The organism is Duganella sp. CY15W, from assembly GCF_009857555.1.
Lineage (GTDB): Bacteria > Pseudomonadota > Gammaproteobacteria > Burkholderiales > Burkholderiaceae_D > Rugamonas > Rugamonas sacchari.
This window is the reverse complement of sequence record NZ_WWCQ01000001.1, coordinates 1629580-1653581: the sequence shown is the minus strand read 5'-3', so window position 1 is coordinate 1653581 and position 24002 is coordinate 1629580. Positions and strand designations below refer to the sequence as shown.

General features: G+C 62.2%; 19 protein-coding genes. 8 read left to right on the top strand and 11 right to left on the bottom strand.

Annotated elements, in window-relative coordinates:
• The first annotated feature begins 24 nt into the window (after positions 1-24).
• Together GTP58_RS07325 and GTP58_RS07320 are read left to right on the top strand one after the other, a co-directional pair.
• The gene (locus tag GTP58_RS07325; protein ID WP_229215449.1) at positions 25-5052 is read left to right on the top strand and encodes a response regulator; all 5028 of its coding nucleotides are present in this window, start codon (positions 25-27) and stop codon (positions 5050-5052) included.
• 106 nt (positions 5053-5158) lie between these two features.
• Entirely contained in the window at positions 5159-5413 is a 255-nt protein-coding gene (locus GTP58_RS07320; protein WP_072782232.1) for an NHLP-related RiPP peptide, read from the top strand.
• Between the two features lie 51 nt (positions 5414-5464).
• Here GTP58_RS07320 and GTP58_RS07315 read toward each other — a convergent pair whose 3' ends face one another.
• From GTP58_RS07315 to cyoA, 11 genes are all read right to left on the bottom strand, one after another.
• A complete protein-coding gene (locus tag GTP58_RS07315) occupies positions 5465-6613 on the bottom strand; it encodes a putative peptide maturation dehydrogenase (RefSeq protein WP_161076848.1) in 1149 nt (382 codons plus the stop codon).
• 48 nt (positions 6614-6661) lie between these two features.
• On the bottom strand, positions 6662-7672 hold the full coding sequence (locus GTP58_RS07310) for an IS110 family transposase (protein WP_161076847.1): 1011 nt from the start codon (positions 7670-7672) through the stop codon (positions 6662-6664).
• A gap of 114 nt (positions 7673-7786) precedes the next feature.
• On the bottom strand, positions 7787-7990 hold the full coding sequence (locus GTP58_RS31275; RefSeq protein WP_229215448.1) for a hypothetical protein: 204 nt from the start codon (positions 7988-7990) through the stop codon (positions 7787-7789).
• A 282-nt stretch (positions 7991-8272) separates the two neighbouring features.
• Complete coding sequence (locus GTP58_RS07300; RefSeq protein WP_161076846.1) at positions 8273-8857, bottom strand: 2'-5' RNA ligase family protein; 585 nt, start codon at positions 8855-8857, stop codon at positions 8273-8275.
• Positions 8858-9397, bottom strand: coding sequence for a response regulator transcription factor (locus GTP58_RS07295; RefSeq protein ID WP_161076845.1), 540 nt, complete (start codon positions 9395-9397; stop codon positions 8858-8860).
• A complete protein-coding gene (locus GTP58_RS07290; RefSeq protein WP_161077303.1) occupies positions 9394-10719 on the bottom strand; it encodes an ATP-binding protein in 1326 nt (441 codons plus the stop codon). Before GTP58_RS07290 ends, GTP58_RS07295 begins: the two co-directional genes overlap by 4 nt.
• A gap of 25 nt (positions 10720-10744) precedes the next feature.
• The gene (locus tag GTP58_RS07285) at positions 10745-11533 is read right to left on the bottom strand and encodes an SURF1 family protein (protein WP_161076844.1); all 789 of its coding nucleotides are present in this window, start codon (positions 11531-11533) and stop codon (positions 10745-10747) included.
• Positions 11530-11940, bottom strand: a complete 411-nt coding sequence (gene cyoD, locus GTP58_RS07280; RefSeq protein ID WP_072782244.1) for a cytochrome o ubiquinol oxidase subunit IV — start codon at positions 11938-11940, stop codon at positions 11530-11532. Before cyoD ends, GTP58_RS07285 begins: the two co-directional genes overlap by 4 nt.
• The gene (gene cyoC / locus GTP58_RS07275) at positions 11937-12566 is read right to left on the bottom strand and encodes a cytochrome o ubiquinol oxidase subunit III (protein ID WP_072782246.1); all 630 of its coding nucleotides are present in this window, start codon (positions 12564-12566) and stop codon (positions 11937-11939) included. The genes cyoD and cyoC overlap by 4 nt, the downstream gene beginning before the upstream one ends.
• Entirely contained in the window at positions 12559-14559 is a 2001-nt protein-coding gene (gene cyoB, locus GTP58_RS07270; RefSeq protein ID WP_161076843.1) for a cytochrome o ubiquinol oxidase subunit I, read from the bottom strand. Before cyoB ends, cyoC begins: the two co-directional genes overlap by 8 nt.
• A gap of 2 nt (positions 14560-14561) precedes the next feature.
• Entirely contained in the window at positions 14562-15557 is a 996-nt protein-coding gene (cyoA, locus tag GTP58_RS07265) for a ubiquinol oxidase subunit II (protein WP_161076842.1), read from the bottom strand.
• A 135-nt stretch (positions 15558-15692) separates the two neighbouring features.
• On the opposite strand from cyoA, the gene GTP58_RS07260 reads away from it, so the two are divergent.
• The 6 genes from GTP58_RS07260 (at position 15693) to GTP58_RS07235 (ending at position 23903) form a co-directional block, all read left to right on the top strand.
• Positions 15693-17045, top strand: a complete 1353-nt coding sequence (locus tag GTP58_RS07260; RefSeq protein ID WP_161076841.1) for an MFS transporter — start codon at positions 15693-15695, stop codon at positions 17043-17045.
• 227 nt (positions 17046-17272) lie between these two features.
• Positions 17273-17806, top strand: a complete 534-nt coding sequence (locus GTP58_RS07255) for a hypothetical protein (RefSeq protein ID WP_161076840.1) — start codon at positions 17273-17275, stop codon at positions 17804-17806.
• 137 nt (positions 17807-17943) lie between these two features.
• Positions 17944-18924: a 2-dehydropantoate 2-reductase gene (locus GTP58_RS07250; RefSeq protein ID WP_161076839.1), complete on the top strand. Its 981-nt coding sequence runs from the start codon at positions 17944-17946 to the stop codon at positions 18922-18924.
• 79 nt (positions 18925-19003) lie between these two features.
• Positions 19004-20800 (top strand): thiamine pyrophosphate-requiring protein, encoded by a 1797-nt coding sequence (locus GTP58_RS07245; RefSeq protein WP_161076838.1) that lies wholly within the window; start codon positions 19004-19006, stop codon positions 20798-20800.
• Positions 20801-20961: 161 nt separating this feature from the next.
• Positions 20962-22515, top strand: a complete 1554-nt coding sequence (locus tag GTP58_RS07240; protein WP_161076837.1) for a fatty acyl-CoA reductase — start codon at positions 20962-20964, stop codon at positions 22513-22515.
• A 23-nt stretch (positions 22516-22538) separates the two neighbouring features.
• Positions 22539-23903 carry a wax ester/triacylglycerol synthase family O-acyltransferase gene (locus GTP58_RS07235; protein ID WP_161076836.1) on the top strand — a complete coding sequence of 455 codons (1365 nt, stop codon included), beginning with the start codon at positions 22539-22541 and terminating at the stop codon, positions 23901-23903.
• The last annotated feature ends 99 nt before the right edge of the window (positions 23904-24002 follow it).

Here is a 24002-nt window from a genome sequence, read left to right as displayed (position 1 = left end):
CCCCAGAGAGGAGCGCGCCCTGATTTGAAAGACCACGCCCCCCATCACTCCGCCCTAGCCGCCGTCCTGCGCGGGCTGCGCGCCGCCCTGTGTGCGCTGGCGGCCTGCCTGACGATTTGCGGTATCAGCAACGCCAGCCCGGAACGCTGGGACCCGCTGGCCACGCCGCTGTTCGAGCATCTGGGCCTGGAACAGGGCTTGCCGCACCCGGTCGGCATGGCGCTGGCGCAGGATGGCGACGGCTTTATCTGGGTCGGCACCCAGAGCGGCCTGGCACGCTGGGACGGCTACCGCGTGCGTAGCTACCATGCCGACGCCGCCGATCCCTCCAGCCTGCCCGGCGACTTTATCCAGACCCTGCACGTGGATGTGGCCGGACGGCTGTGGGTGGGCACGGCCGCCGCCGGCCTCGCCATGTACGACAAACAGACCGACCACTTCGTGCGCCTGACCGATGAACTTAGCCACGGCCTCATCAGCGCACTGACCAGCGATGCCAAAGGCAATCTGTGGATCGGCACACCGACTGGCCTCAAATACTACGACACGGTCCAGAAAACCCTGCGCCGCTACACGCACGAAGACACGCCCGGCTTGCCTGACAACCAGATCCGCTCTCTGCTGATGGACCGCTCCGGCAACCTGTGGATCGGCAGCGCCACCGGCCTGTCGCGCATGCGGCCGGGCGGCACCATCGTGACCGTCGCCGTCAGTAATGATAGCCACACGGCGTGGTCGGATGCCGTGCTGGCGCTGGGAGAAAACAGCCGGGGGCAGATCGCCTTCGGCACCTTGAAGAGTGGGCTCGGCATCGTCGATCCGCAAAACGGTGCAGGCCGCATCGTCAACCTGCGCGGCGTGAAGGACACCCAGGCCAATATGGTGCTGGCCGTGACGGAAACAGTGGCAGGCACCTGGTGGGCCAGCACCTACGGCGGCGGCGTCATCGAATACCGCACGGACAGCAACACCAGCGTTCGCATCCTGCACCAGCCCGCCGTCTCCTTCAGCCTCAGCAACGACCGCACGGCCGCCCTGCTGCGCGACCGTAGCGGCATGATCTGGGTCACCACCGAGCGCGGGGTTGACATCTACGATCCGCACAATGAAGCCATCGATTCCGTCTTTGGCGCCGAAGGCACGCAGGAAGCTGCCGTCACGGCGTTGATGACCGACAGCCGCGGCCAGGTGTGGATCGGCCTGGCCGACCAGGGCATCGACATCGTGCCCCGCAACGGCGCCCGCCGCGCCGCCCTGCGCCCGGACCCGCACAAGCCCGACACCGCGCTGCCCAACCGCGTGATCCTGTCGCTGGCGGAAGCGGAACCCGGTGAAGCATGGATCGGCACGCAACTGGGCCTGTACCACACCAGCCAGAATGGCGCCGTGGTCAAACGCGTCACGCTGCCGCAGGAGAATGCCTATCCGCGCATCGGCACCATCCTGGTCCGCAAGGGTGAACTGTGGCTGGGCACGTTTGAGGGCCTGTTGCGCTACAACCCGGCCACCAACACGCTGGTGCAGTATGCCCAGGGCTTGCAGGAAAGCGGCGGTCTGACCGATAACCGCATCCACGCCGTGGCGCCGGACGCCGACGGCTCGCTATGGGTTGGCACCCGCAACGGCATGAACCGGCTGGACCCGGAAAGCGGCAAGGTGGAACAGATCAAGGCCAACGCCACCAAGCCGGATGCGCTGTCGGAAGCCATCATCAGCTCCCTGGCCATCGACCGGCGCGGCCGCCTGTGGGTCGGCACCTATGGCGGCGGCATCTGCGTCATGACCGGCCGCGACCCGCTCGGCGAGCCGGTGTTCGAACGCATCGGCATCGCCTCCGGCCTGTCCAGCGGCACCATCATGGCGCTGCAGTCCGACCCGGTGGGCCGCATCTGGGCGGCGACCGCAGACAGCATTGCCGTGATTGATTCCAGCACCTTGCACGCGCGCGCGCTGTCACGCGCCGATGGCCTGGCGTTCCGTACCTTCTTCATCGGCGCCAGCACTGAAACCCAGGAGCGCGACCTGCTGTTCGGCGCCACCTCCGGCATGGCCATCGTCTACCCGGGCCGCCTGAACGACTGGACGTACCGCGCACCGCTGGTCATCAGCGCCGTACGGCTGGACCAGCGCGCGCTCACACCGTCCGAACTGGCCGCCAAGGAAGGACCGACACTGGTGCTGAAACCGTCCCACCAAAGCTTCGAAGTCGAGCTGGCCGCACTGGACTACTCGGCGCCGCAACGCAACCGCTACTCCTACCTGCTGGAAGGCTTCGACCAGCGCTGGACCGAGGTGGATGCCAGCCGCCGCATCGTCACCTACGGCCACGTGCCGCCCGGCTCCTACGTGCTGCGCATGCGCGGCAGTAACCGTGAAGGCCTGTGGAATGCCGACGAAGTATCGCTGCGCGTGGTGGTGCTGCCAGCATGGCACCAGACCTGGTGGGCATGGCTGTGCTACTTCCTCGCCACCTGCGCGCTGGCGTGGGCGCTGGTACGCTGGCGCCTGATGCATCTGCACCGCAAGGGCGAAGCCTTGCAGGCGCTGGTCTACTCGCGCACCCAGCACCTGGAAAAGCTGAACGCCATCGTCAAATCCATCAACGAACAGATCGACTTCGACGCCCTGCTGCACACCATCCTGCACGAATCGACCATTATCAAGGGCATCGATTCGGCGCTGGCGCTGGTGCGTGAAGACGGTACCGAAACACTGAGCCTGCGCGCGGCCTGGGGCCGCATCGACGCCACGGCTGACGCTTACCGCATCGACCTGCGCCAGGCGGAGCTGCGCTATGCGCCGCCCGACGGCATGATCGCGCCGGATATTTTTGAAGTCCACCACCAGCACTCGCTGCCCGGCGACGTGTGCGCGCTGCTGTCGGTGCGCGTGGTGATCGACGGCCAGGTCGAAGGCTATCTGATTTTCGAAAACTACCAGTACCAGGCCGTGTTCGAACCCACCGACCTGGATTTGCTCAAGGCACTGAAAGAGCCCTTCGTCTCCGCCTATCAGAAGGCGCGCTCGATGCGGATGGTCGAACAGGCGCGCGCCAACGCGGAAGCGGCCACGCGCGCCAAGAGCGACTTCCTGGCCAATATCAGCCACGAGATCCGCACTCCCATGAACGCCATCCTCGGCTTCGCCGGCCTGGGCACGCATATGGACCTGCCGGCGCAGCCGCTCGACTACTTCCGCAAGATCAGCCGCGCCGGCCAAAGCCTGCTGCAGATCATCAACGACGTGCTGGACTTCTCCAAGATCGAATCCGGCAAGCTGGAACTGGAAGCCCTGCCCTTCGACCTGCCCGATACGCTGAACCAGATCGCCGACCTGTTCTCGTGGCGCGCCGCCGAGCGTGGCCTGGAACTGGTGGTGTGGGCCGCGCCCGATGTGCCGTCCAACCTGCTGGGCGACCCGCTGCGGCTGGGCCAGATTCTGGTCAACCTGGCCGGCAATGCGCTGAAGTTCACGGCGCGCGGCCACATCGAACTGCGCGTTGAACTGGATAACGCCAGCCCGGCCGTCACGCCCGGCGGCCCGCTGATCCTGCGCTTCACCGTGGAAGACAGTGGTCTCGGCATCAGCCAGGAGCAGCAGGCGCGCCTGTTCCAGGCTTTCGCGCAGGCCGACGCCAGCACCACGCGCCTGTACGGCGGCACCGGTCTGGGCCTGGCCATTTCGCAGCAGCTGGTGCGCAAGATGGGCGGCGAAATCAAGGTAGACAGCGAACCTGGCGTCGGCAGCAGCTTCAGTTTCACCGTCCACCTGCAAGCCGCCAACGACCAGACGCCGCGCCTGCAACTGGTGCCCGCCGCCGCGCAGGGCAAGCGCGTACTGGTGGTGGACGATTCCGAAGCCACGCGCCACATGCTCAAGATCCAGCTGACCAGCCTGGGGCTGAGAACACGCGCTGTCGCCAGCGGCACGGCAGCCGTCGCCGCCATGCAGCTCGATCCCTACGACGTGCTGCTGATCGACGCCGACATGCCGGAGCTGGACGGCATCGACACCCTGCACCGCATCGCCGAAGATCCTGAACTGGCAGCCGTGCCGGCGGTGCTCATGGTCACAGCCTATGCGCGTGAGCACAACAAGGAAACCATCGAGCAAACCCGCATCATGCCCTTCCTCGACAAGCCCGCCAATCCCCAGCTGCTGCGCAACGCCATCCTTGCCGCGCTGGGACTGGAGGCCAGCCAGCCCGTGGTCGCGATGACCGCGCCGCCTTCCGTCGCCGTGCAGCGCATCCGTGGCGCCCACGTACTGGTGGTGGACGACAACTCCATCAATCAGCAAGTCGCCAGCGAGATACTGCAACGTGCCGGCGTGCGCGCCGACGTCGCCGGCAGCGGCGAAGAAGCGGCCAACATGGTCAGCACCGGCCACTACGACGCCGTGCTGATGGACATTCAGATGCCCGACATGGATGGCTACCAGGCCACCGCCCTGATCCGCAAGGACGAACGCCAGGCCGACCTGCCCATCATCGCCATGACCGCGCACGCCGTAGCCGGCTACCGCGAGCGCTGCCTGGAAATGGACATGAACGATTACGTCACCAAGCCGATCGATCCTGACACGCTGTACGCCGTGCTGGCCACCTGGGTCACGCCGGACCTGGCGCGCGCAGCGGACGCCGAGCCGCTGCAGCAGCGCGTATCGCCCTCAGGCAAGCCAGCGACGCCGCGCCCTGGCATCGACATCACCGCCGCAATGGAACGCCTGGGTGGCCACGACGCCTTGCTATCTCAGCTACTGAGCCTGTTCGCGCACGATTTTGAAACCAGTTTGCAACAGATTCAAGATGCAATTCACTCGGGCGAATTGTTACGCGCGGCCGATCTGGTCCACAAAATCCGCGGCGCGGCGGGTAATCTTTCTGCAAACGAACTTTTTAAAACGTCAACCGCGCTCGAAGACCGTCTCAGAGCGGAACCGCTGGCGCTGCCGGATTTACTGCGCGCATTTGTACAGTCATTTGATGTTGTCATGCATGGCGCGCAAAGTGAAACCAGCGCGCGGGAAGACGAAACCGCGCCCACTCCCTAGCGAAATGGTAGGTTGAAAATGCCTTGAGATCGTATCGTGCATGTCTTACGATGAAGTTGCGTTCCCCACACGCATCGTTCTCCTCCTCAACATGAAAGGGCAAGACATGGCCACGCATTCCCCACAAGATCTCGACCTCCTGCTGTCCAAACTGTCGGGTGACGACAGCTTCCGTCAGAGCTTCCTGAGCGATCCGCAACTGGCGCTGGGCGGCCTCGGTATCAAGCTGGACGCCAGCAGCATTCCAGCGGCACGCAGCCTGCCATCGAAAGAGCTGATCGCCGCCAGCCGTCACGCCATCAAGGGCAAACTGGAAAACGCCGCCGGCGCCATCCCTTTCTTCCTGTCCGGCCAGCGTTGAGCGCTCCTCCCCGGCAGTATGGCCCGCCCCTGAAAAGGGCCGGGCTTTTTTTCATGGCTCGTAGCGCATCTCCACCGTATTCTGCGCACCGGAAGCGGGACCGCAGCCGCATACCGCGATCACCATATCCTTGAGCGGATCAAGGCCCAGCGCGCGTTCGATATCGATTTCATTGACCGCCGCAGTGACAAAGGCCGGCATCCCCGCCTCCGTGGCCAGCAGATAAAAAGTCTGCGACAGATGGCCCGCATCCAGCAGCAAGGCACGGTAAGCCTTGGCGTGATTGCGGTACTTCCAGAAATTGCGTTCGACGCGCGAAACCAGCACCACCATCATCGGCGCCGGCTGGAACCAGTCCTGATCCGCCACCATGCGCAGCGCCAGCTCCTCCGTCTGCGCCGTCGTCATGCCGGTGAGCGGCTCCAATGCATGCCTGACGGGCTGGTAGTGATACAGGCCGGGTTCCAGCCCCGCCACGCGCTGCGCCAGTACATAGACTTCCGTTGGATGCAGGCCGCCGGCCGAAGGGCTCAGCTTCTTGAGCACAAAGGCATCCGGCGCCATCTCGCGTTCGCCCTGCGAGCCGAAGGCGCGCTGCAAGAGCCGCGATGCCGTCGCCAACGGCAGCACCGCCTGCGGATCGAAATTGCGGCCCGTATAGCGCTGGAACAGCGTGTCATCGAGACGCGCACGCTCCGGTTGCGGCAGCGCGATCGACTGACCATCGCTGCGGCGGTCAATGGCCGGACCGGGCGGTGTGCCGTAATTCTCCACCAGCTCCTCAAAGCTGGGGAACTGCATGCCCTTATCGACCCGCATATCGGCCCAGCGGCTAAACATATGAATCGTGGCTGACAAAGGCCGCCAGTGCTGCGAGCGCAGCACCTCATCACGCTCGCGCAAGGCCGCGCCTTCGGGCGCATCACTGAGCAGCAGGCCCAGGTCCAGCAAGCGGGTAATCGTCGCAGCACCGAATTGCGCTTCGCAAGCAACGCGATCCTGCCACAGCGTAAGACTGATCGCCCCCAGCGCCGCGAGTTGCGCGGCATCGACCGAAACCTCATCCCCCAAATGCGGCGCCAGGGCTATCCATTGAATAGTCGCAGCGATCGCCCCCTGCCCGGCAAACAGCGAAGCCCAATCGACATCCAGATCCTCGCGCGGTTCCACAAACAGCACAGCACAACGCCTGATTTGCATGATGCCCCCGACAGAAATCGACACCCCAAAGCTACCATAATTCCGGGGTCAGATACCGTCTTGAATAGCAAGCCCTTTGATCTGGTAATTCGGATCAAAGGGCTTGTCGTTATGAATCACGCCATAAATCAAATGCACCAGCTTGTGCATGACGGCAGCGATCACAGCCTTTTTTGCCATACCGTTGTTGGCCAGTCGCTCAGCAAACTGGCGCAGTATCGGGTTGTGCCGGCGCGCGACCATGCTAGGCATGTACAAGGCAGCCCGCAGGGCAGTGTTTCCTGTTCGGCTGATGACCGTCCTGCTTCTCAGTGAGCTGCCAGAACTGCGCTGGCGCGGCGTTACACCTATAAAAGCTGCGAACGCCTTGGCACTGGCAAAGCGCCGGATATCGCCCAGTTGGCCCAGTATTTTGGCCACGGTTGTCATTCCCACGCCCGGAATGCTACTCAACAGCTCGGCGTCGTGCTTGAGGCCGGGATGGCGATCAATGTGGTCATTGATATCGCTTTCCAACTTCTCGATTGCGGCGTTCAGCCAGGCGATGGATTGCTTCACATGCTCGGCGACGTCGTTCATGCCGCTAATGGTCAGCGCTTCCAAACGATTTTCCTCTTGCTGACGGATGTCTTTCAAGGTGTGAATGCGCTGCGACCACGCCCGCAGTTGACGCTGCTCCAGCGGCGGTGGCGTCCATAGCTGAGGCTTCATGGCGGCGCAATAACGCGCGATCAGCTTTGCATCCACGATATCGTTCTTATTGCGAATATTTTCACTTTGACCGAAACCCTTGATACAGGCCGGATTCACCAAGCTGACAAGCATACCGGCCTGATGCAGAACGAGTGCCACAGGCTCGGAATAAACTCCTGTCGCTTCCAGGCAAACATGCAGTGCTGACAGCGGCAATTTCGATTTACCCAGCCATTCAAGCAAGGCCTGATGTCCGGGAGCCGAATTTTCCACCACCTTGGTCTTGATCTTGCCATCGACCAGCAAGGCAATATCGAGCTTTTGCTTGCTGACGTCGATTCCTACCGTTGCGCATACCGTATCCATTTCTGACCTTCCTCGTATACGGGCTTACGCACGGCGGCGATGGCCCAAGATACCGTTCGGACTAATAAAATGAAACAGGCAGAGGCACTTATCTGACCCACGTGCTCATCGGCACTAGGTCTGTTCAGCATCACTCTGCCTGGCCGCAGCTACTTCCCTATTATCAGGGGAAGAGGCGGTATGCTCAATATACGAGGCCTGATGTCCGGGAGCCGAATTTTCCACCACCTTGGTCTTGATCTTGCCATCGACCAGCAAGGCAATATCGAGCTTTTGCTTGCTGACGTCGATTCCTACCGTTGCGCATACCGTATCCATTTCTGACCTTCCTCGTATACGGGCTTACGCACGGCGGCGATGGCCCAAGATACCGTTCGGACTAATAAAATGAAACAGGCAGAGGCACTTATCTGACCCACGTGCTCATCGGCACTAGGTCTGTTCAGCATCACTCTGCCTGGCCGCAGCTACTTCCCTATTATCAGGGGAAGAGGCGGTATGCTCAATATACGAGGTCCGTCATTTCTACACGAACCCAACAGTAACGGACGCTACAGACCAGGCCGTGTAGAAATGACGGACCTGACCCCGGATTGGCCGTTAGAAAGGCCAGCGCTTGAGGATGGTATAGGGGCGGCCTTGGTCGATGTGGCTGTGGAGGAGCACCAGTTCGCGCACGGTCCATTCGACCGGCGCTACGCTTTGCGGTGCGGCGGTGACGTCGTCGTAGAGCATCGTCACGTGCGGCGTGTAGCTCGCCTGACTGCGCACGCCGCTGGTTTTCAACAGCGCGGTGGCCAGGTTGTTGTAGAAGCCACTGAGGCCGACGATGCCTTCGGTGCCAGTCAGCACCAGCGGGCGGTGGCGCGGACCGGTGATGAAGGTTTGCGCGGTGTCGAAGCTGACTTTAAACGGTAACGTGCTGTCGGCCACCAGCGCTGCGGCTTTTGATGCGCTTTTGATCAGCGCGTCGGGCATGCCGGGGAAGTCGCCCAGCACGCACAAGGTGGCGTGCAGTTTGAGGTCGTTGATCGGCCGCCCCGTCATGCCATGCTGCGTCTTGAGTTCCGCAGCCAATGCGCGGATGGCGGTGATGGCATTCTGGTCCGGCATCACGGCAAAGAACAGCCGGTCGGTGTTCTTCGGTGGCGGTTCGAAATCGAACAGGGAGGCTTGTTCTGACATTTATTTGACTCGCTGCTTTTCCAGTTTGCGCGCCAGCGTGCGGCGGTGCATGCCCAGTCGTCGCGCGGCTTCGGAGATGTTGAAATCGGTCTCGGCCAGCACCGCATGGATGTGCTCCCACTCCAGCGTCTTGACCGATGTCGCGCGCGTGGTCAACTCCAGGTCCGCCGCGCCAGCCACGTGCTCGAACGCGGCTTCGATGTCGTCGGTGTTGGATGGCTTGGCCAGGTACTGACACGCGCCGAGTTTGATCGCTTCCACTGCGGTGTTGATGCTGGCGAAGCCGGTCAGCACCACGATGAGCATTTCTTCATCATGCTCGTGCAGCATCTGCACGCACGCCAGGCCGGACGAGTTGCCTTTCAACTTCAGGTCCACCACTGCATAGCCGGGCGAATGATCGACCAGCAGCGCGCTGGCTTCGTCCACATTTTCCGCCAGCAGCACTTTGTAGCCGCGACGCTCGAAAGAACGCCCCAAGGTCCGGGCAAAGGCCGCATCGTCTTCGACCAGCAGCAGTACTCGTTCTTCTATTGTCATGTCGTTTGTTGTTCCGATTTGATCTCGATGGCGGACAACGGCAGCGTCAAACGCACCATCGCTCCGCCCTGCGGCAGGTTGGTCGCAGTGACTTCTCCGCCCAGCGTGCGCGCCACATTCACCACCAGGAACAGCCCCAGGCCACCGCCCGGACGTCCTTTGCTGGAGTTGTATGGCTTGCCAAACTGCGCCAGTATAGACGGATCGAAGCCGGCGCCCTTGTCTGTCACTTGCAGCACCAGCGTGTCGCCTTCGACGCTGGTCTGCATGCGCAGCCATGCGGGCGACGCTTCCAGCGCATTATCCAGCACATTGCAGATCATTTGCTTGAGCGTGGAATCGGACACCACCGGATGGTCCGGCGTGATGCGGTTGTCAAACTCGAAATCCACCACGGGACGGCCGATGCGCCACTCCGCCACCACTTCATCCAGGAAGGTGTTGATGGTGGTCGCGGCCGACGATTCGCCGCGCGTTTCGCCCGCCGACAGCAGGATGCCGCTGACGATGGACTTGCAGCGCTTGAGCTGCGTCTGCATTTCGGCGATTTCTTCCAGCAGCACCGGATTGCCTTTGAACTCGGGCATGTGCTTCCAGTCGCCCAGGATCACGGCCAGCGTTGCCAGCGGCGTCCCCAGTTCATGTGCGGCGCCCGACGCCAGCAGGCCCATACGCACGATGTGCTCTTCCTCGGCCGCGCGCTGGCGCAAGTTCGCCAGCTTGGCCGCGCTGCTGCGCATGTTCTGCGTGATGCGGGTAATGAAGATCACCAGCAGCGCCGCGTCCAGGATGAAGCAGATCAGCATGCCCTGCACGTACAGGCTGAAGATGCCCAGCGCATGGTCCTGCGGCAGCGGCAGCGGCTCGGAGAACAGCGCCAGCCCGACAATACAGGCGCCGGTGACGATCACGATGGTCCAGGTTGACCATGTCTCCAGCAGCACTGCGCCCAGAATCACGTGCAGCAGGTACAGGAACACGAAGGGATTGGTGGCGCCGCCGCTCAGGTAGAGCTGCGCCGTGAGGCTGGCCACGTCCACCGTCAGCGCCAGCAGCAGTTCGCTGTTGGACACCACCTGGTTTTCCTGCCAGCGCAGGATGCTGGCGATGTTGAACGCGATCAGGCAGGCCAGCACGTTCAGCATGGCCGGCATCGGCAGCCGCACGCCGAGCAGGATGGAGGCCGTGGCGATCGTGGTGATCTGGCCGATCACCGCGATCCAGCGCAGCTGGATCAGCTGCTGCATGTTCTTGTGGCCGGCCGCGTGGGTGATGGTGTTGGCCGACGCATTCACCGAGGCAAGTGGCTCCACCACCGGCATGCCTGGCCGGCCTCTGTCGTAAGGATTAGGTTGTTTGTTTGCGCGCATCTCGGATGACCCATACCGTCGCAGCAGCCACCATCAGGGCCAGTGCGTACCAGGTGATAGCATAAACCAGATGGTTGTTGACGAAGGAAATAACCGTCAAGCCGCCCATCGGCTGCTCACCTGCGACCGGTCCCGCTGCCTGCGCGGAAGGCGCGTCTGCATCGACAAAGTACGGCGCCACCGCCGGCAGGCCGCGCGCCTGCGCAATCGCCTGCAGGTCACGCGTGTACCAGTAATTGCGCGCCGGTTCGTTCTGGCGCAGACGCCCGGCCAGCTCATTGAGCCGCAGCAGGCCGCTGAATGGCACCGTCGCGCCTTGCGCCTTCCTGCAGGCATCGGCCGCCGCCATCGCGGGCACCGCCTGCGGCTTCCAGCCACCGATACCGGCCGGCACAAAGCCACGGTTAATCATGACGATGCCGCCGTCCGCCGTGCACAGCGGCGTCAGCACCCAGTAGCCGATGCCGCGGTCCAGCGATGCCAGCACCTGCGTGGTCGAACCATCGAGCAGCACGCCACTGAGCTGCACGCGGCGGTATTCGTCCGCCTCGGCGTTCAGCTGCGGCCATTGCGCCATTGATGGCGCGGCGACCGGCGCCGCATGCACGCGCTGGTCGACGCGCTCGATCAGCGCCAGTTTCCATTGAAGCCTGAATATCTGCCAAGTCCCCAAAGCAAAAAACCCTGCAAACATCACCCCGGCCACGAGGGCCAGGATGACGCGCAGGGCGCGGGGACGTTGGCGCTTGATTGCGCCTGTCATCATTGCATGTCTTGCATGTTGTGAGCGTCGTTACCCATCGAAGGCATCATGTTGATGTTCATGTGGTACATGACCCAGATCGAGCCAGCCAGTACGATCACCAGCAGTACCAGCGTGAACACGGTGGCCAGCAAGGACCAGCCGCCTTCTGCCTTGCCGTTCATGTGCAGGAAGTAGATCATGTGGACCACCACCTGGATCGCCGCAAAGCCCAGGATCACCACTGCGGTGGTGCTCGACTTGTCAAACACCTTGGCCATCACCAGCCAGAATGGAATCGCGGTCAGGATCACCGACAGGATGAAACCAATCGCGTAGTCCTTCAGGCTGCCGTGGTGGCCGTCGCCTTCATGGCCGTGGCCATGGTCGTCATGGTGGCCGTGCTCAGAGTGATTATGTGGTGCGCTCATGGCAGGACTCCCATCAGGTAGACAAAGGTAAAGACGCCGATCCAGATCACGTCCAGGAAGTGCCAGAACATCGACAGGCACATCAGGCGACGGTTGTTTTCATGGGTCAGGCCATGTTTCGCCAGCTGGAACACCAGGGTGAGCAGCCAGATCGAACCGAAGGTCACGTGCAGACCGTGGGTGCCGACCAGTGCGAAGAACGAGGTCAGGAACGCGCTGCGCTGCGGACCAGCACCTTCATGGATCAGGTGCAGGAACTCATACACCTCGAGGTACAGGAAGCACAGGCCGAAGGCGCCGGTCACCAGCAGCCAGATGATGGTGGCTTTCAGGTTCTTGCGCTGCGACGCGATCATCGCGAAGCCGTAGGTGATCGACGACAGCAGCAGGAAGCCCGTATTCAGGGCCACCAGCGGCAGGTCGAACAGTTCCGCGCCCGACGGGCCGCCCGCATAGTTGCGGCCCAGGACTGCGTAAGCGGCGAACAGGCCTGCGAACAGCAGGCAGTCGCTCATCAGGTAGATCCAGAAGCCCAGCAGCGTGCTGTTCTCAGGATGGTGGTCACGCACGTAGTAACGCGCGCTTGGATCTGCGCTCAGGGCGCCATTAGCGTTAATTTCAGACATGGCTTTCCAGCAAACGGGTATGCGCTTCTTCGGTACGAACTACTTCATCGGCTTTGATGTAGAAGTCGCGGTTGTAGTTAAAGGTGTGGATGATGATGGCAGCAACCATCGCCACGAAGGACGCGACTGCAGGAATCCACATCGACCAGACCATGGCGAAGCCGAAGGCGAAGGCCAGTGCCGAGATGATGAAGCCGGCGCCGGTGTTCTTCGGCATGTGGATGTCCACGAAGCCGGTCAACGGACGCTTGTAGTTGTTGGCTTTCATGTCAGCCCAGCTGTCGCTGTCGTGCACCACCGGGGTGAACGCGAAGTTGTAGTCTGGCGGTGGCGACGAAGTTGCCCACTCCAGCGTACGGCCTTCCCATGGGTCGCCGGTGACGTCGCGCAGCTTGGCGCGGTCTTTCCAGCTCAGGAAGATCTGCAGCAGGAAGGCGCCGATACCAGCAGCAATGATCACGGCACCCAGTGCAGCGATGATGAAGTAGATCTGCAGCGATGGATCATCGAAGTGGTTCATGCGGCGGGTAACGCCCATGAAGCCCATGATGTACAGCGGGGTGAATGCAACCCAGAAGCCGACCAGCCAGCACCAGAACGAGACCTTGCCCCAGAACTCATTGAGCTTGTAGCCGAAGGCTTTCGGGAACCAGTAGTTGATACCGGCGAACAGGCCGAACACCACACCACCGATAATCACGTTGTGGAAGTGAGCGATCAGGAACAGCGAATTGTGCAGCACGAAGTCGGCAGGTGGCACGGCCAGCATCACGCCGGTCATACCGCCGATGACGAAGGTCAGCATGAAGCCCACGGTCCACATCATAGGCACGGTGAAGCGGATGCGGCCCTTGTACATGGTGAACAGCCAGTTGAAGATCTTCGCGCCCGTCGGGATCGAGATAATCATGGTGGTGATGCCGAAGAACGAGTTGACACTCGCGCCGGAACCCATGGTGAAGAAGTGGTGCAGCCATACCAGGTAGGACAGCACGGTAATCACGACGGTTGCATACACCATCGAGGTGTAGCCGAACAGACGCTTGCCCGAGAAGGTCGAGACGATTTCCGAGAACACGCCAAAGACCGGCAGAATCAGGATGTACACCTCAGGGTGGCCCCAGATCCAGATCAGGTTCACGTACAGCATTGGGTTACCACCCAATTCGTTGGTGAAGAAGTTGAAGCCGGCAACGCGGTCCAGCGACAGCATGGCCAGGGTGATGGTCAGGATCGGGAAGGTCGCAACGATCAGCGCGTTGGTGCACAGTGCGGTCCAGGTGAAGACCGGCATTTTCATCATGCTCATGCCTGGGGCGCGCATCTTGATGATGGTGGCCAGCAGGTTGACGCCAGATAGCGTGGTACCGACACCCGCAACCTGCAGGGACCAGATGTAGTAGTCCACCCCGACGTCCGGCGAGGCGGCGATGCCCGACAGCGGCGGGAATGCCAGCCAGCCGGTTTTACCGAATTCACCAACGAACAGCGAGACCATGGTCAGCATGGCGCCGAAGGTGGTCATCCAGAACGAGAAGTTATTCAGGAACGGGAACGAAACGTCGCGCGCGCCGATTTGCAGCGGCACCACGTAGTTCATCAGACCCGTGACCAGCGGCATGGCGACGAAGAAAATCATGATCGTGCCGTGGGCGGTGAACACCTGGTCGAAGTGGTGCGGCGGCAGGAAGCCGGGATTGTCGCCGAAGGCCATGGCCTGCTGCGCGCGCATCATGAGCGCGTCGGCAAAGCCGCGCAGCAGCATGATGATACCCAGCACCATGTACATGATGCCGATTTTCTTGTGGTCGATGGAGGTGATCCAGTCGCGCCACAGCGGGCCCCACAGACGGAATTTAAACATGGCAGCCAGCAGCGCGAGGCCGCCGATCGCCACCATGGCGAAAGTGCCGATCAGGATAGGCTCGTGGTATGGAATTGCTTCCAGCGACAGCCGTCCGAAGATCAGATTGGTGAGATTCAGATCAGACATGGTCATTCTTTACGGGTAGGTTGAGCAGTGGCGGCGACGTTCGGTTCACATACGTCTTTTGGCAGGTTCTTGATCGCTGCCGCTGCCTTCATGCGCGTTGCATCCTGGTGCATCTGGGTGTTGATGCAGGTGCTGCCTTCAGCCACGCAACGGTTCAGGATCAGGTCATAGATGCCCTGGTTGACGGTACCGAAGTGCATGATCGGATGCTTGATGGTCGGCTTGTCCAGTGCCACGAACTCGGCGCGGGTCAGCGCGCTGGTGCCGGCTTTGGTCTTGGCCACCCAGGCGTCGAAGTCCGCCTGCGATACACCGTGGTATTTGAACTTCATGTCGGAGAAGCCGGCGCCGCTGTAGTTGGCGGAGAAGCCGTCATACACGCCTACCTTGTTCATCACTGCATTCAGCTGCGTTTCCATGCCTGGCATGGTGTAGACCATACCGGCCAGCGCAGGAATGTAGAACGCGTTCATGACGGTGCTGGCGGTCATGTGGAAACGTACCGGCACGTCGATCGGCGTCACCAGTTCATTCACGGTGGCGATGCCCTGCTCCGGATAGATGAACATCCACTTCCAGTCCATGGCCACGACCTGCACTTCCAGCGGCTTGACGCCGGCAGCGATCGGACGGTTTTCATCCAGGCGGCTCAGCGGACGGTAAGGGTCCAGCAAGTGGGTGTAGATCCAGGTGATCAGGCCCAGCACGATGATGATCAGCAGCGGAGCGCCCCAGATCAGCAGTTCGAGCTTGGTCGAGTGGTCCCAGTCTGGTTTGTATTCGGCGGCGGTATTTGACTTTCTATAGCGCCAAGCGAACAGACAGATGAGGAACATGACAGGTACGATAATCAACAGCATCAGCAAGGTCGACACCACAACGAGGTGGGCCTGCTGCGCTGCGATATCCCCGGACGGATTGAGCACGACCGTATCGCAGCCAGCGAGCCACAATAACGGTGCGAGGAGCAATCCACGACGAACGATAGGAGGAATCATGCGGTAATGTACGTTACAGAATATTGGGAACATGCTACTGTACTCACTAAGGACTGTTCTTGCCATTGGACACTTTGTCCTACCCGTCCGGGCAGCCCTTGTGATAACAATTACTTAACAAGAGACAAAGAGATTATGGCTAATACGACTTCCATCAGTGGTAGCCAAGCTGGCGTCCACGAACATCATCAAACGAGCCCTGGTGCGCGCAACATCAACGCCAGGGATGGGCATATCTCTCCCGGGGAAATAGCAATCGGCGTGGTCATCGGGCGCGCTTCCGAGTACTTCGACTTCTTTGTCTACGCCATCGCCTCAGCCTTGGTGTTCCCGTCCGTGTTCTTCCCGTACGAGAGCAGGCTTGACGGCACACTATACGCTTTTGCCATTTTTGCGCTCGCCTTTATTGCGCGGCCGCTGGGAACTGTCGCATTTATGGCAGTTCAGCATCATTTCACACGAGAAGCCAAACTCACGCTGGCCCTGCTCATCATGGGGGTGTCCACGGCCGGTATCGCTTTCCTGCCGGATTACGCCAGCCTGGGTACCACGTCCCTGGTCATTCTGTCAGTATTGCGAGTCGGACAAGGTATCGCCCAGGGTGGCTCCTGGGATGGCCTGCCGTCGCTGCTGGCGCTGAATGCGCCGGAGCACAAGCGCGGATGGTACGCGATGCTGGGCCAGCTCGGCGCACCGATCGGCTTCCTGATCGCAGCCGGCTTGTTCTCGTACATGCTGTCCAATCTGAGCTCGCTGGACTTCCTCGACTGGGGCTGGCGCTATCCGTTCTACGTCGCGTTTGCGATCAACGTGGTCGCACTGTTTGCCCGCCTGCGCCTGGTCACCACCCACGAGTACACCCACCTGCTGGACGAGCACCAGCTGGATCCGGTACCGGTCGGTGACCTGATGCGCTCGCAAGGCCGCAACGTCGTCATCGGCGCGCTGGCAGCGCTGGCCAGCTACGCGCTGTTCCACCTGGTGACGGTGTTCCCGCTGTCGTGGATCACGCTGACCTCGCAACGTTCACTGGCAGGCTTCCTCCAAGTGCAGATGGTGGGCGTGGTGCTCATGGCAATCGGCATCATCATCTCTGGCCTTATTGCCGACCGCGTTGGCCGCCGTCGCACGCTGGGCACGCTGGCCACCTGCATCGCCATCTTCAGCTTTAGCGTGCCTTACCTGATCGGTGCCGGCGAGGCAGGCCAGGATGCCTTCGTCCTGCTTGGTTTCTCGCTGCTGGGTCTGTCGTACGGCCAGGCTGCCGGCGCCGTGACTGCCAACTTCCCGCAGCAGTACCGCTATACCGGCGCGGCGCTGACGTCCGATCTGGCCTGGCTGGTCGGCGCCGGTTTCGCACCGCTGGTGGCGCTCGGCGTGTCCTCGCACTTCGGTCTGGCGTATGCGGGCCTGTATCTGCTGTCCGGCGCCGTCAGTTCGCTGGCCGCGCTGAGCATCAACCGCGCCTGGACCATCCGCGATAACTAAGTAGCTCCACACGCCCGGCCACACCGCTGGCCGGGCGTTTCCCCTCCTCCCCCTCCCTTCCTGCGTTAAACTGTTGCAAGATCACAACGAGCAGCAAAACCCCATGCTGCACTGCACGGTAAACCTACGTCAATTGCATTTGAGTCAGATCAATTCGCCTCGTTTGCTACATCCCTAGCGCTACGTGGCACAACCGATGTCATATACTGAAAATCATGGAGGTCAACATGTCTACCGTGGAACGATTGAAACTTGACGCCTTTGGCCGACAAGTCAGCAACGCACTGTCTTCAACCAGGGACATTTCGCTACTCGCGCAAATTGACGAAACCATTGAGGCAGTCGCCGACGAGGTTGTGAAATTTCAGTCACTGGCATTGATGACGGATCACTTCATCGAGGTCTTGCAAAAAGCCGCCATCCCTGACGTAAGCGGACTGGCAGAGCTGCAGCTTATGTTTGCACGTTCCATCGAAATTGTTGCCTCTTATCACCAAAACCAGATTATCAATCGGCAGTCCGCCATTGAGGACAAACGGCTAACCGACGAAGATGGCATTGTCGACGCGTACGACACCCTGATACAGCAAGTTGCCCAGTTCCATAACAATCTCAGCTCCCTATCCTGGCTACTCGGTGAGCATCTTTCGGAAGCCGATACAACGATGCCCGAAACCTTCACCAGCGCTGACGCGCTATTCAAGGCAATAGGCTTCACATCCGCTCGGTGGGTTCAAAAACCCCAAGATCTACACGATTGACGTTTTTTCAAATCATTCCTATAAAATCTCTCTGGAAATTGACGGGGAAGTGGCAACGCTGCGTCGCGTGGCATCCCATAAAACAATAGATCGCTGCCCTTGATATTCAAGGGTGATCCTTTAAACATAGGTTACTCATGAAAGTTTGTATTGTTGGCGCCGGCGCCATCGGCGGTTTTATTGGTGCGCGCCTGGCTGCGGCTCAGGCTTGCGAATTGAGCGCTTTTGCGCGCGGCGCGACGCTGGCGGCGTTGCGCGAGCAGGGTTGGCGTCTGCAGGAGAACGGCGTGCTGCACACCGCCCCCGCACACGCCAGCGATAACGCGGCCGAACTGGGTTTGCAGGATGTGGTCATCATTGCCGTCAAAGGTCCGGCGCTGGCCGCCGTCGCGCAGCAGATTGCGCCGCTGGCCGGGCCGGACACGCTGATCCTGCCTGCCATGAATGGCGTGCCTTGGTGGTTTGGCCAGGGCGTGGCGGCGATCGGCGATGCACCGCTGGACAGCGTCGATCCTGGTGGCGTGATTGCCGCCGCCCTGCCCTACGCCCAGGTGCTGGGCTGCGTGGTCCACGCCAGCACGTCCACGCCGGAGCCCGGGCTGGTGGCGCACAAGATGGGCAACGGCCTGATTATCGGCGAACCTCAGGGCGGCGACTCGGCACGCGCACAGCAGCTGGCCGCCTTGCTGCGCCTGGGCCGCTTTGACGTCACCGTGTCGGCCAACGTGCGCTATGACATCTGGTACAAGCTGTGGGGCAATATGACGCTGAATCCCGTTTCGGCGATTACCGGCGCCACCGCCGACCGCATCCTCGACGATCATCTGGTCGCCGAATTCTGCCGCGCCGCCATGCGCGAAGCGGGCGCCATCGGCCAGCGTATCGGCTGCACGATCAGCGAAACGCCGGAGCAGCGCCACCTGGTCACGCGCAAGCTGGGCGCCTTCAAAAGCTCCATGCTGCAGGACGCCGAAGCGGGCCGTCAGCTGGAACTGGACGCGCTGGTTGCGGCCGTGCGCGAGATCGGCCAGCGCCTGCAGGTGGCGACACCGAATATCGATGCCCTGCTCGGCCTGACGCGTCTGTTCGGCCGCGTACACAAGCTCTACCCGGAGTAAGCCGCGCACGTTATCGCTGCGCAATACCTGACATCCTCGCTAGAATCGGCCCAACAACCTGATCACAGCGAGGTGCGAGATGGCGTCAACCGTAGGCGACTTTGTACTCAAACGACTGGCCGCATGGGGCGTGCGCCGCATCTACGGCTATCCGGGCGACGGCATCAACGGCGTGATCGGCGCCTTTGGCCACAAGGATACCGGCATCGAATTCGTGCAGACTCGGCATGAGGAGCTGGCCGCCTTCATGGCCTGCGCGCACGCCAAATTCAGCGGCGAAGTCGGCGTCTGCCTTGCCACCTCCGGCCCCGGCGCCATCCATCTGCTCAACGGCCTGTACGACGCCAAGATGGACCACCAGCCGGTGGTCGCCATCGTCGGCCAGCAAAGCCGCATGTCGCTCGGCGGCGACTATCAGCAGGAAGTGGATCTGGTGTCGCTGTTCAAGGACGTCGCCCACGACTTCGTGCACATGGCCACCACGCCCGAACAGGTGCGCCACCTGATCGACCGCGCCATGCGTATTGCCATCGAACGCCGCACCGTCACCTGCGTGATCCTGCCCAACGACTTGCAGGACATGAAAGCGGTCGAGACGCCGCCGCACGAACACGGCACTGTCCACAGCGGCATCGGCTACACCGGCCACGCGCTGGCGCCACGTCACGAAGACCTGCAACGCGCCGCCGCCGTGCTGAACGCCGGCAAGAAGGTCGCCATCCTGGTGGGCGCCGGCGCACTGCACGCCACCGACGCGGTGATCGCTGTCGCCGAACGCCTCGGCGCCGGCATCGCCAAAGCCCTGCTGGGCAAAGCTGCCGTGCCGGACACGCTGCCCTATGTGACAGGCGCCATCGGTCTGCTGGGCACCAAGGCCAGCTGGGACATGATGAACGAATGCGATACGCTGCTCATGGTCGGCTCCTCCTTTCCCTATGCCGAATTCCTGCCGAAGGAAGGCAAGGCGCGCGGCGTGCAAATCGATATCGACGCGCGCATGCTCAATATCCGCTATCCGATGGAAGTCTGCCTCGCCGGCGACAGTGCCGCCACACTGGAAGCCCTGCTGCCGCTGCTTGACCATCAGGCCGACCGCAGCTGGCGCCAGCGCATCGAAGGCAATGTCGCCGACTGGTGGCAGGTGCTCGAAGCGCGCGCCATGAACGACGCCCACCCCATTAATCCGCAGCGCGTGTTCTGGGAACTGTCGCCACGCCTGCCGGACAATGTCATCCTGACCTGCGATTCCGGCTCCTGCGCCAGCTGGTATGCGCGCGATCTCAAAATCCGCCCCGGCATGAGCGCCTCGCTGTCCGGCGGCCTGGCGACCATGGGCTGCGCGCTGCCGTACGCGCTGGCCGCCAAGTGCGTCCACTCCGACCGCCCCGTGATCGCCATGCTCGGCGATGGCGCCATGCAGATGCTGGGCGTGAACGCGCTCATCACACTGGCGCAGATGTGGCGCCAGTGGGCCGACCCGCGCCTGGTCATCATGGTCCTCAACAACGGCGACCTGAATATGGTCACCTGGGAGCAGCGTATCACCGAAGGCGACGCCAAGCTGCCTGCCTCGCAAGACCTGCCGCCCTTCCCCTACGCCGCCTATGCCGAGCTGCTGGGCCTGCGCGGCATCCGCGTGAATGAGCCCGGGCAGGTGGCGGCGGCCTGGGAGGAAGCCCTGAGCTCGCCGGTGCCGACGCTGCTGGAAATGGTCACCGATCCCGATGTGCCGCCGCTGCCGCCGCACGTGTCCGGCAAACAGGCAGCCCACTACTTGCGCGCCCTGCTGCGCGGCGACCAGGAAGCGCTGGGCGTAGTCACCTCCACCATCAAGGAAGTCTGGGACGGCATATTTCCCGGAAGGAAACACAGCTGATCGTTGTACAAATGCCTCAGTTGCCACACTATGGCGCCACCGTTGCTGACTCCCCACGCCATGCGTTTGGCTTCCCAAGCCAGTGCAAAGTAACTATTAACAAAGTGGTTTCGCTCTAAGATCGGCTCATTGCAGTTCTGACACCGTTTCTTGAGCAACCTATGACACCAGCATTGAATGTGCAAGCGGCACTCTCAGGCAAGCGCGTGCTGATCACCGGCAGCACCGGCTTTCTGGCCAAAGTGGTGCTGGAAAAACTGATCCGCAGCGTGCCGGACATCGGCTGCATCGTGCTGCTGATACGCGGCAGCGCCAATGGCGCCGACGCCCGTGCGCGCTTTGAACGGGACATCGCCACCTCGTCCATCTTCGACCGCCTGCGCAGCGAGCGTCCGGCCTTCCTGGCCGGCTTCTTTGCCGAGAAAATCGAATGCATCACGGGCGAAGTGACGGAACCCGGCTTCGGCATGCCGATCAGCGCCTTCAATGCGCTGGCCCGCCGCGTCGATCTGATTATCAATGCCGCCGCCAGCGTCAATTTCCGCGAAGCGCTGGATGAGGCGCTGGCCATCAATGCCATCAGCGTACAGAACATCACCGAGCTGGCACGCGCCGGCAATGCACCGCTGATCCAGGTATCGACCTGCTACGTCAACGGCTACAACCGCGGCCCCATGTACGAGGAAAACGTGGCGCCGGCGCGCGCCGCCATCCCGCAGCTAGCCGAGGGCCATTACGATTTATACGGTTTACTCCAGCACCTGAAACACCGCATCGCCATGGTGCGTGCGGAGGTGCGCGATCCCGACGAACTGGCCCGCCGCCTGACGGAGCTGGGCATCGCCGAGGCCAATTACCACGGCTGGAACGACACCTATACCTTTACCAAGTGGATGGGTGAACAACTGGCCATGGCGGCCATGCGCGGCCGCGCGCTGACCATTGTCCGGCCTTCCATCATCGAGAGCACCCTGCAGGAGCCAGCGCCGGGGTGGATCGAAGGTGTGAAGGTGGCGGACGCCATCATCCTTGCCTACGCACGCGGCAAAACCAGTTTCTTCCCGGCCCGGCCGAATGAGGTGGTGGACATCGTCCCGGCCGATCTCGTCGCCAACAGCATCGTACTGGCCTCCGCGGAAGCGCTGAGCACCAAACCAGCCACCCGCATCTATCAGGCCTGCACCGGCTCCAGCAACCCGATTACCGTCGGCAGCGTCATCGGCCTGATTCAGGGCGAGTCGCAGCGCAACTGGCGCCAGTACGAGCGCCTGTTCTACCACGAGCCGAAACACGATTTCCGCGTCGTCAGCCGCCCCGTCTTCCTGCTCATGCTGCGCGCCATGCGCCTGGGCGCAAGCGGCTGGAGCGGCGTGCGCAAGCTGCTGGGCGCGAGCGAATCGCCCCGGCTCGAAGCCCTGCGCACTACCCAGCTGCTGGCCCTGACGTTCTCGTTCTACACGGCGCCGCGCTATGTATTCCACAACGACCGCCTGCAGGCGCTGGCGCAGCGCTTCAGCAGCGAAGACCAGGCCCGCTACAACGTCGACGCCGGCACCATCGACTGGCGCGAATACCTGTGCCGCATCCACATGACGGGCCTGAACCGCTACGCCTTGCGGCCACGGTCGCCCAAGTCGGTGGAAGCGGCAGCGGCGGCAGCAGATGTACCCGTAACAGAAGAGACAGAAGCAAAAGCAGCACCTATAAAAATATAAAGCGAGCACCGGAGACAGCAAGAATGAGCAAAGCCCCTGCAGCACCAGCGGCAATGACCCGCCGCGACTATGCCTGGCACCGCATGGACACCGAAAAGAACCTGATGGTCATCAACAGCATCCTGCTGTTTGAAGGCCCGGTGGACATGGAACGGCTGGTCTCCACCATTGGCCACCGTCTGCCCAACTATCCCCGCTTCACGCAGAAGGTCATCCGCCTGCGCGGCCGCCCGCACTGGGTGGAGGACGACCAGTTCGACATCACGCAGCACATCAAACTGGAGCGCATGGAGCGCGATGTGCCGCGCGACGAGCTGCAAAATCACCTGACCCGCCTGGCCCACCTGCCGCTGGAGCGTAACCGGCCCATGTGGCATATGACGGTGCTGGACCGCGTCAACGGCGGCCACGCCATCGTGTTCCGCGTCCACCACTGCATTACCGATGGCCTGGGCCTGGTGCATGTGCTCAACCACCTCACCGACGACAACGGCCTGCATGGCAGGACGCCATCGCCGGTCGGCCATCCGCACCGCGCTGTCGCGCACAATCCGGTCTGCTCGGCCGTGGTGCGCGCGGTGTCGGCGCTCAAGGTCGCCGCTCACGTGGCGCGCCTGTCGGTGCTGTGGCCCGATGCCCAGACCCAGTTCAAGACGCCGATGACGGGCGCAAAGCAGCTGGTCTGGCTGCCACCGCTGGAAATGGACCGCGTACGCGCCATGTCCAAGCGCATGGGCGTCACGCTCAATGACGTCTGGGTGGCCGCCGTCTCCGGCGCGCTGCGCGCCTATCTGGGCGAGCGTGGGCAGAAGCCCGATGGCCGCGCCCTGCGCGCCGCTGTCACCTTCAACCTGCGCGAGAAAGGCAATGCCTTCCAGCTCGGGAATGAGTTTGGCCTGGTCGCCGTCGACCTGCCGACCAATGAGGAAGCCCCGTGCGAGCGCCTGCGCCTGTCCAGCAGCCGCATGACGGCCATCAAACGCTCGCACCAGCCGCGCGCCACCATGGCGTTTCTGTCGATCGCCGGCTGCCTGCCGACCGCCCTGCAGCACTTCGCGCTGAACCTGTTCACATCCAAGGGTTCCGTGGTGCTGACCAATATCGAAGGCCCGTCCAGCCGCCGCTACCTGGCCGGCTCGCGCCTGACAGACCTGATCTGCTGGGTGCCGCAGGCAGGCAAGCTCGGTGTGGGCCTGGCCTTCATCTCGTATGCGGGCCAGATTCAACTGGCGCTGTTCGTGGACACCGACCTGGTGCCCGACCCGGACCGCCTGATGCAGCTGACCTACGACGCGTTTGAGGAACTGGAACTGGCCACGCAGGACGTCGAAGCCCCGCAGCCGGTCAGCGAACCGGCGCTGCCAGGCATGGTCATCACCGCGTCATAAAGCCGGCGTAAGCTGCTCCCCATTGCAAAATGAGGAGCATTGCGTGAACCTGAACGAGCACGACCTGCTGGACCGCGTCCAGCGCGAGCTGACCGACAG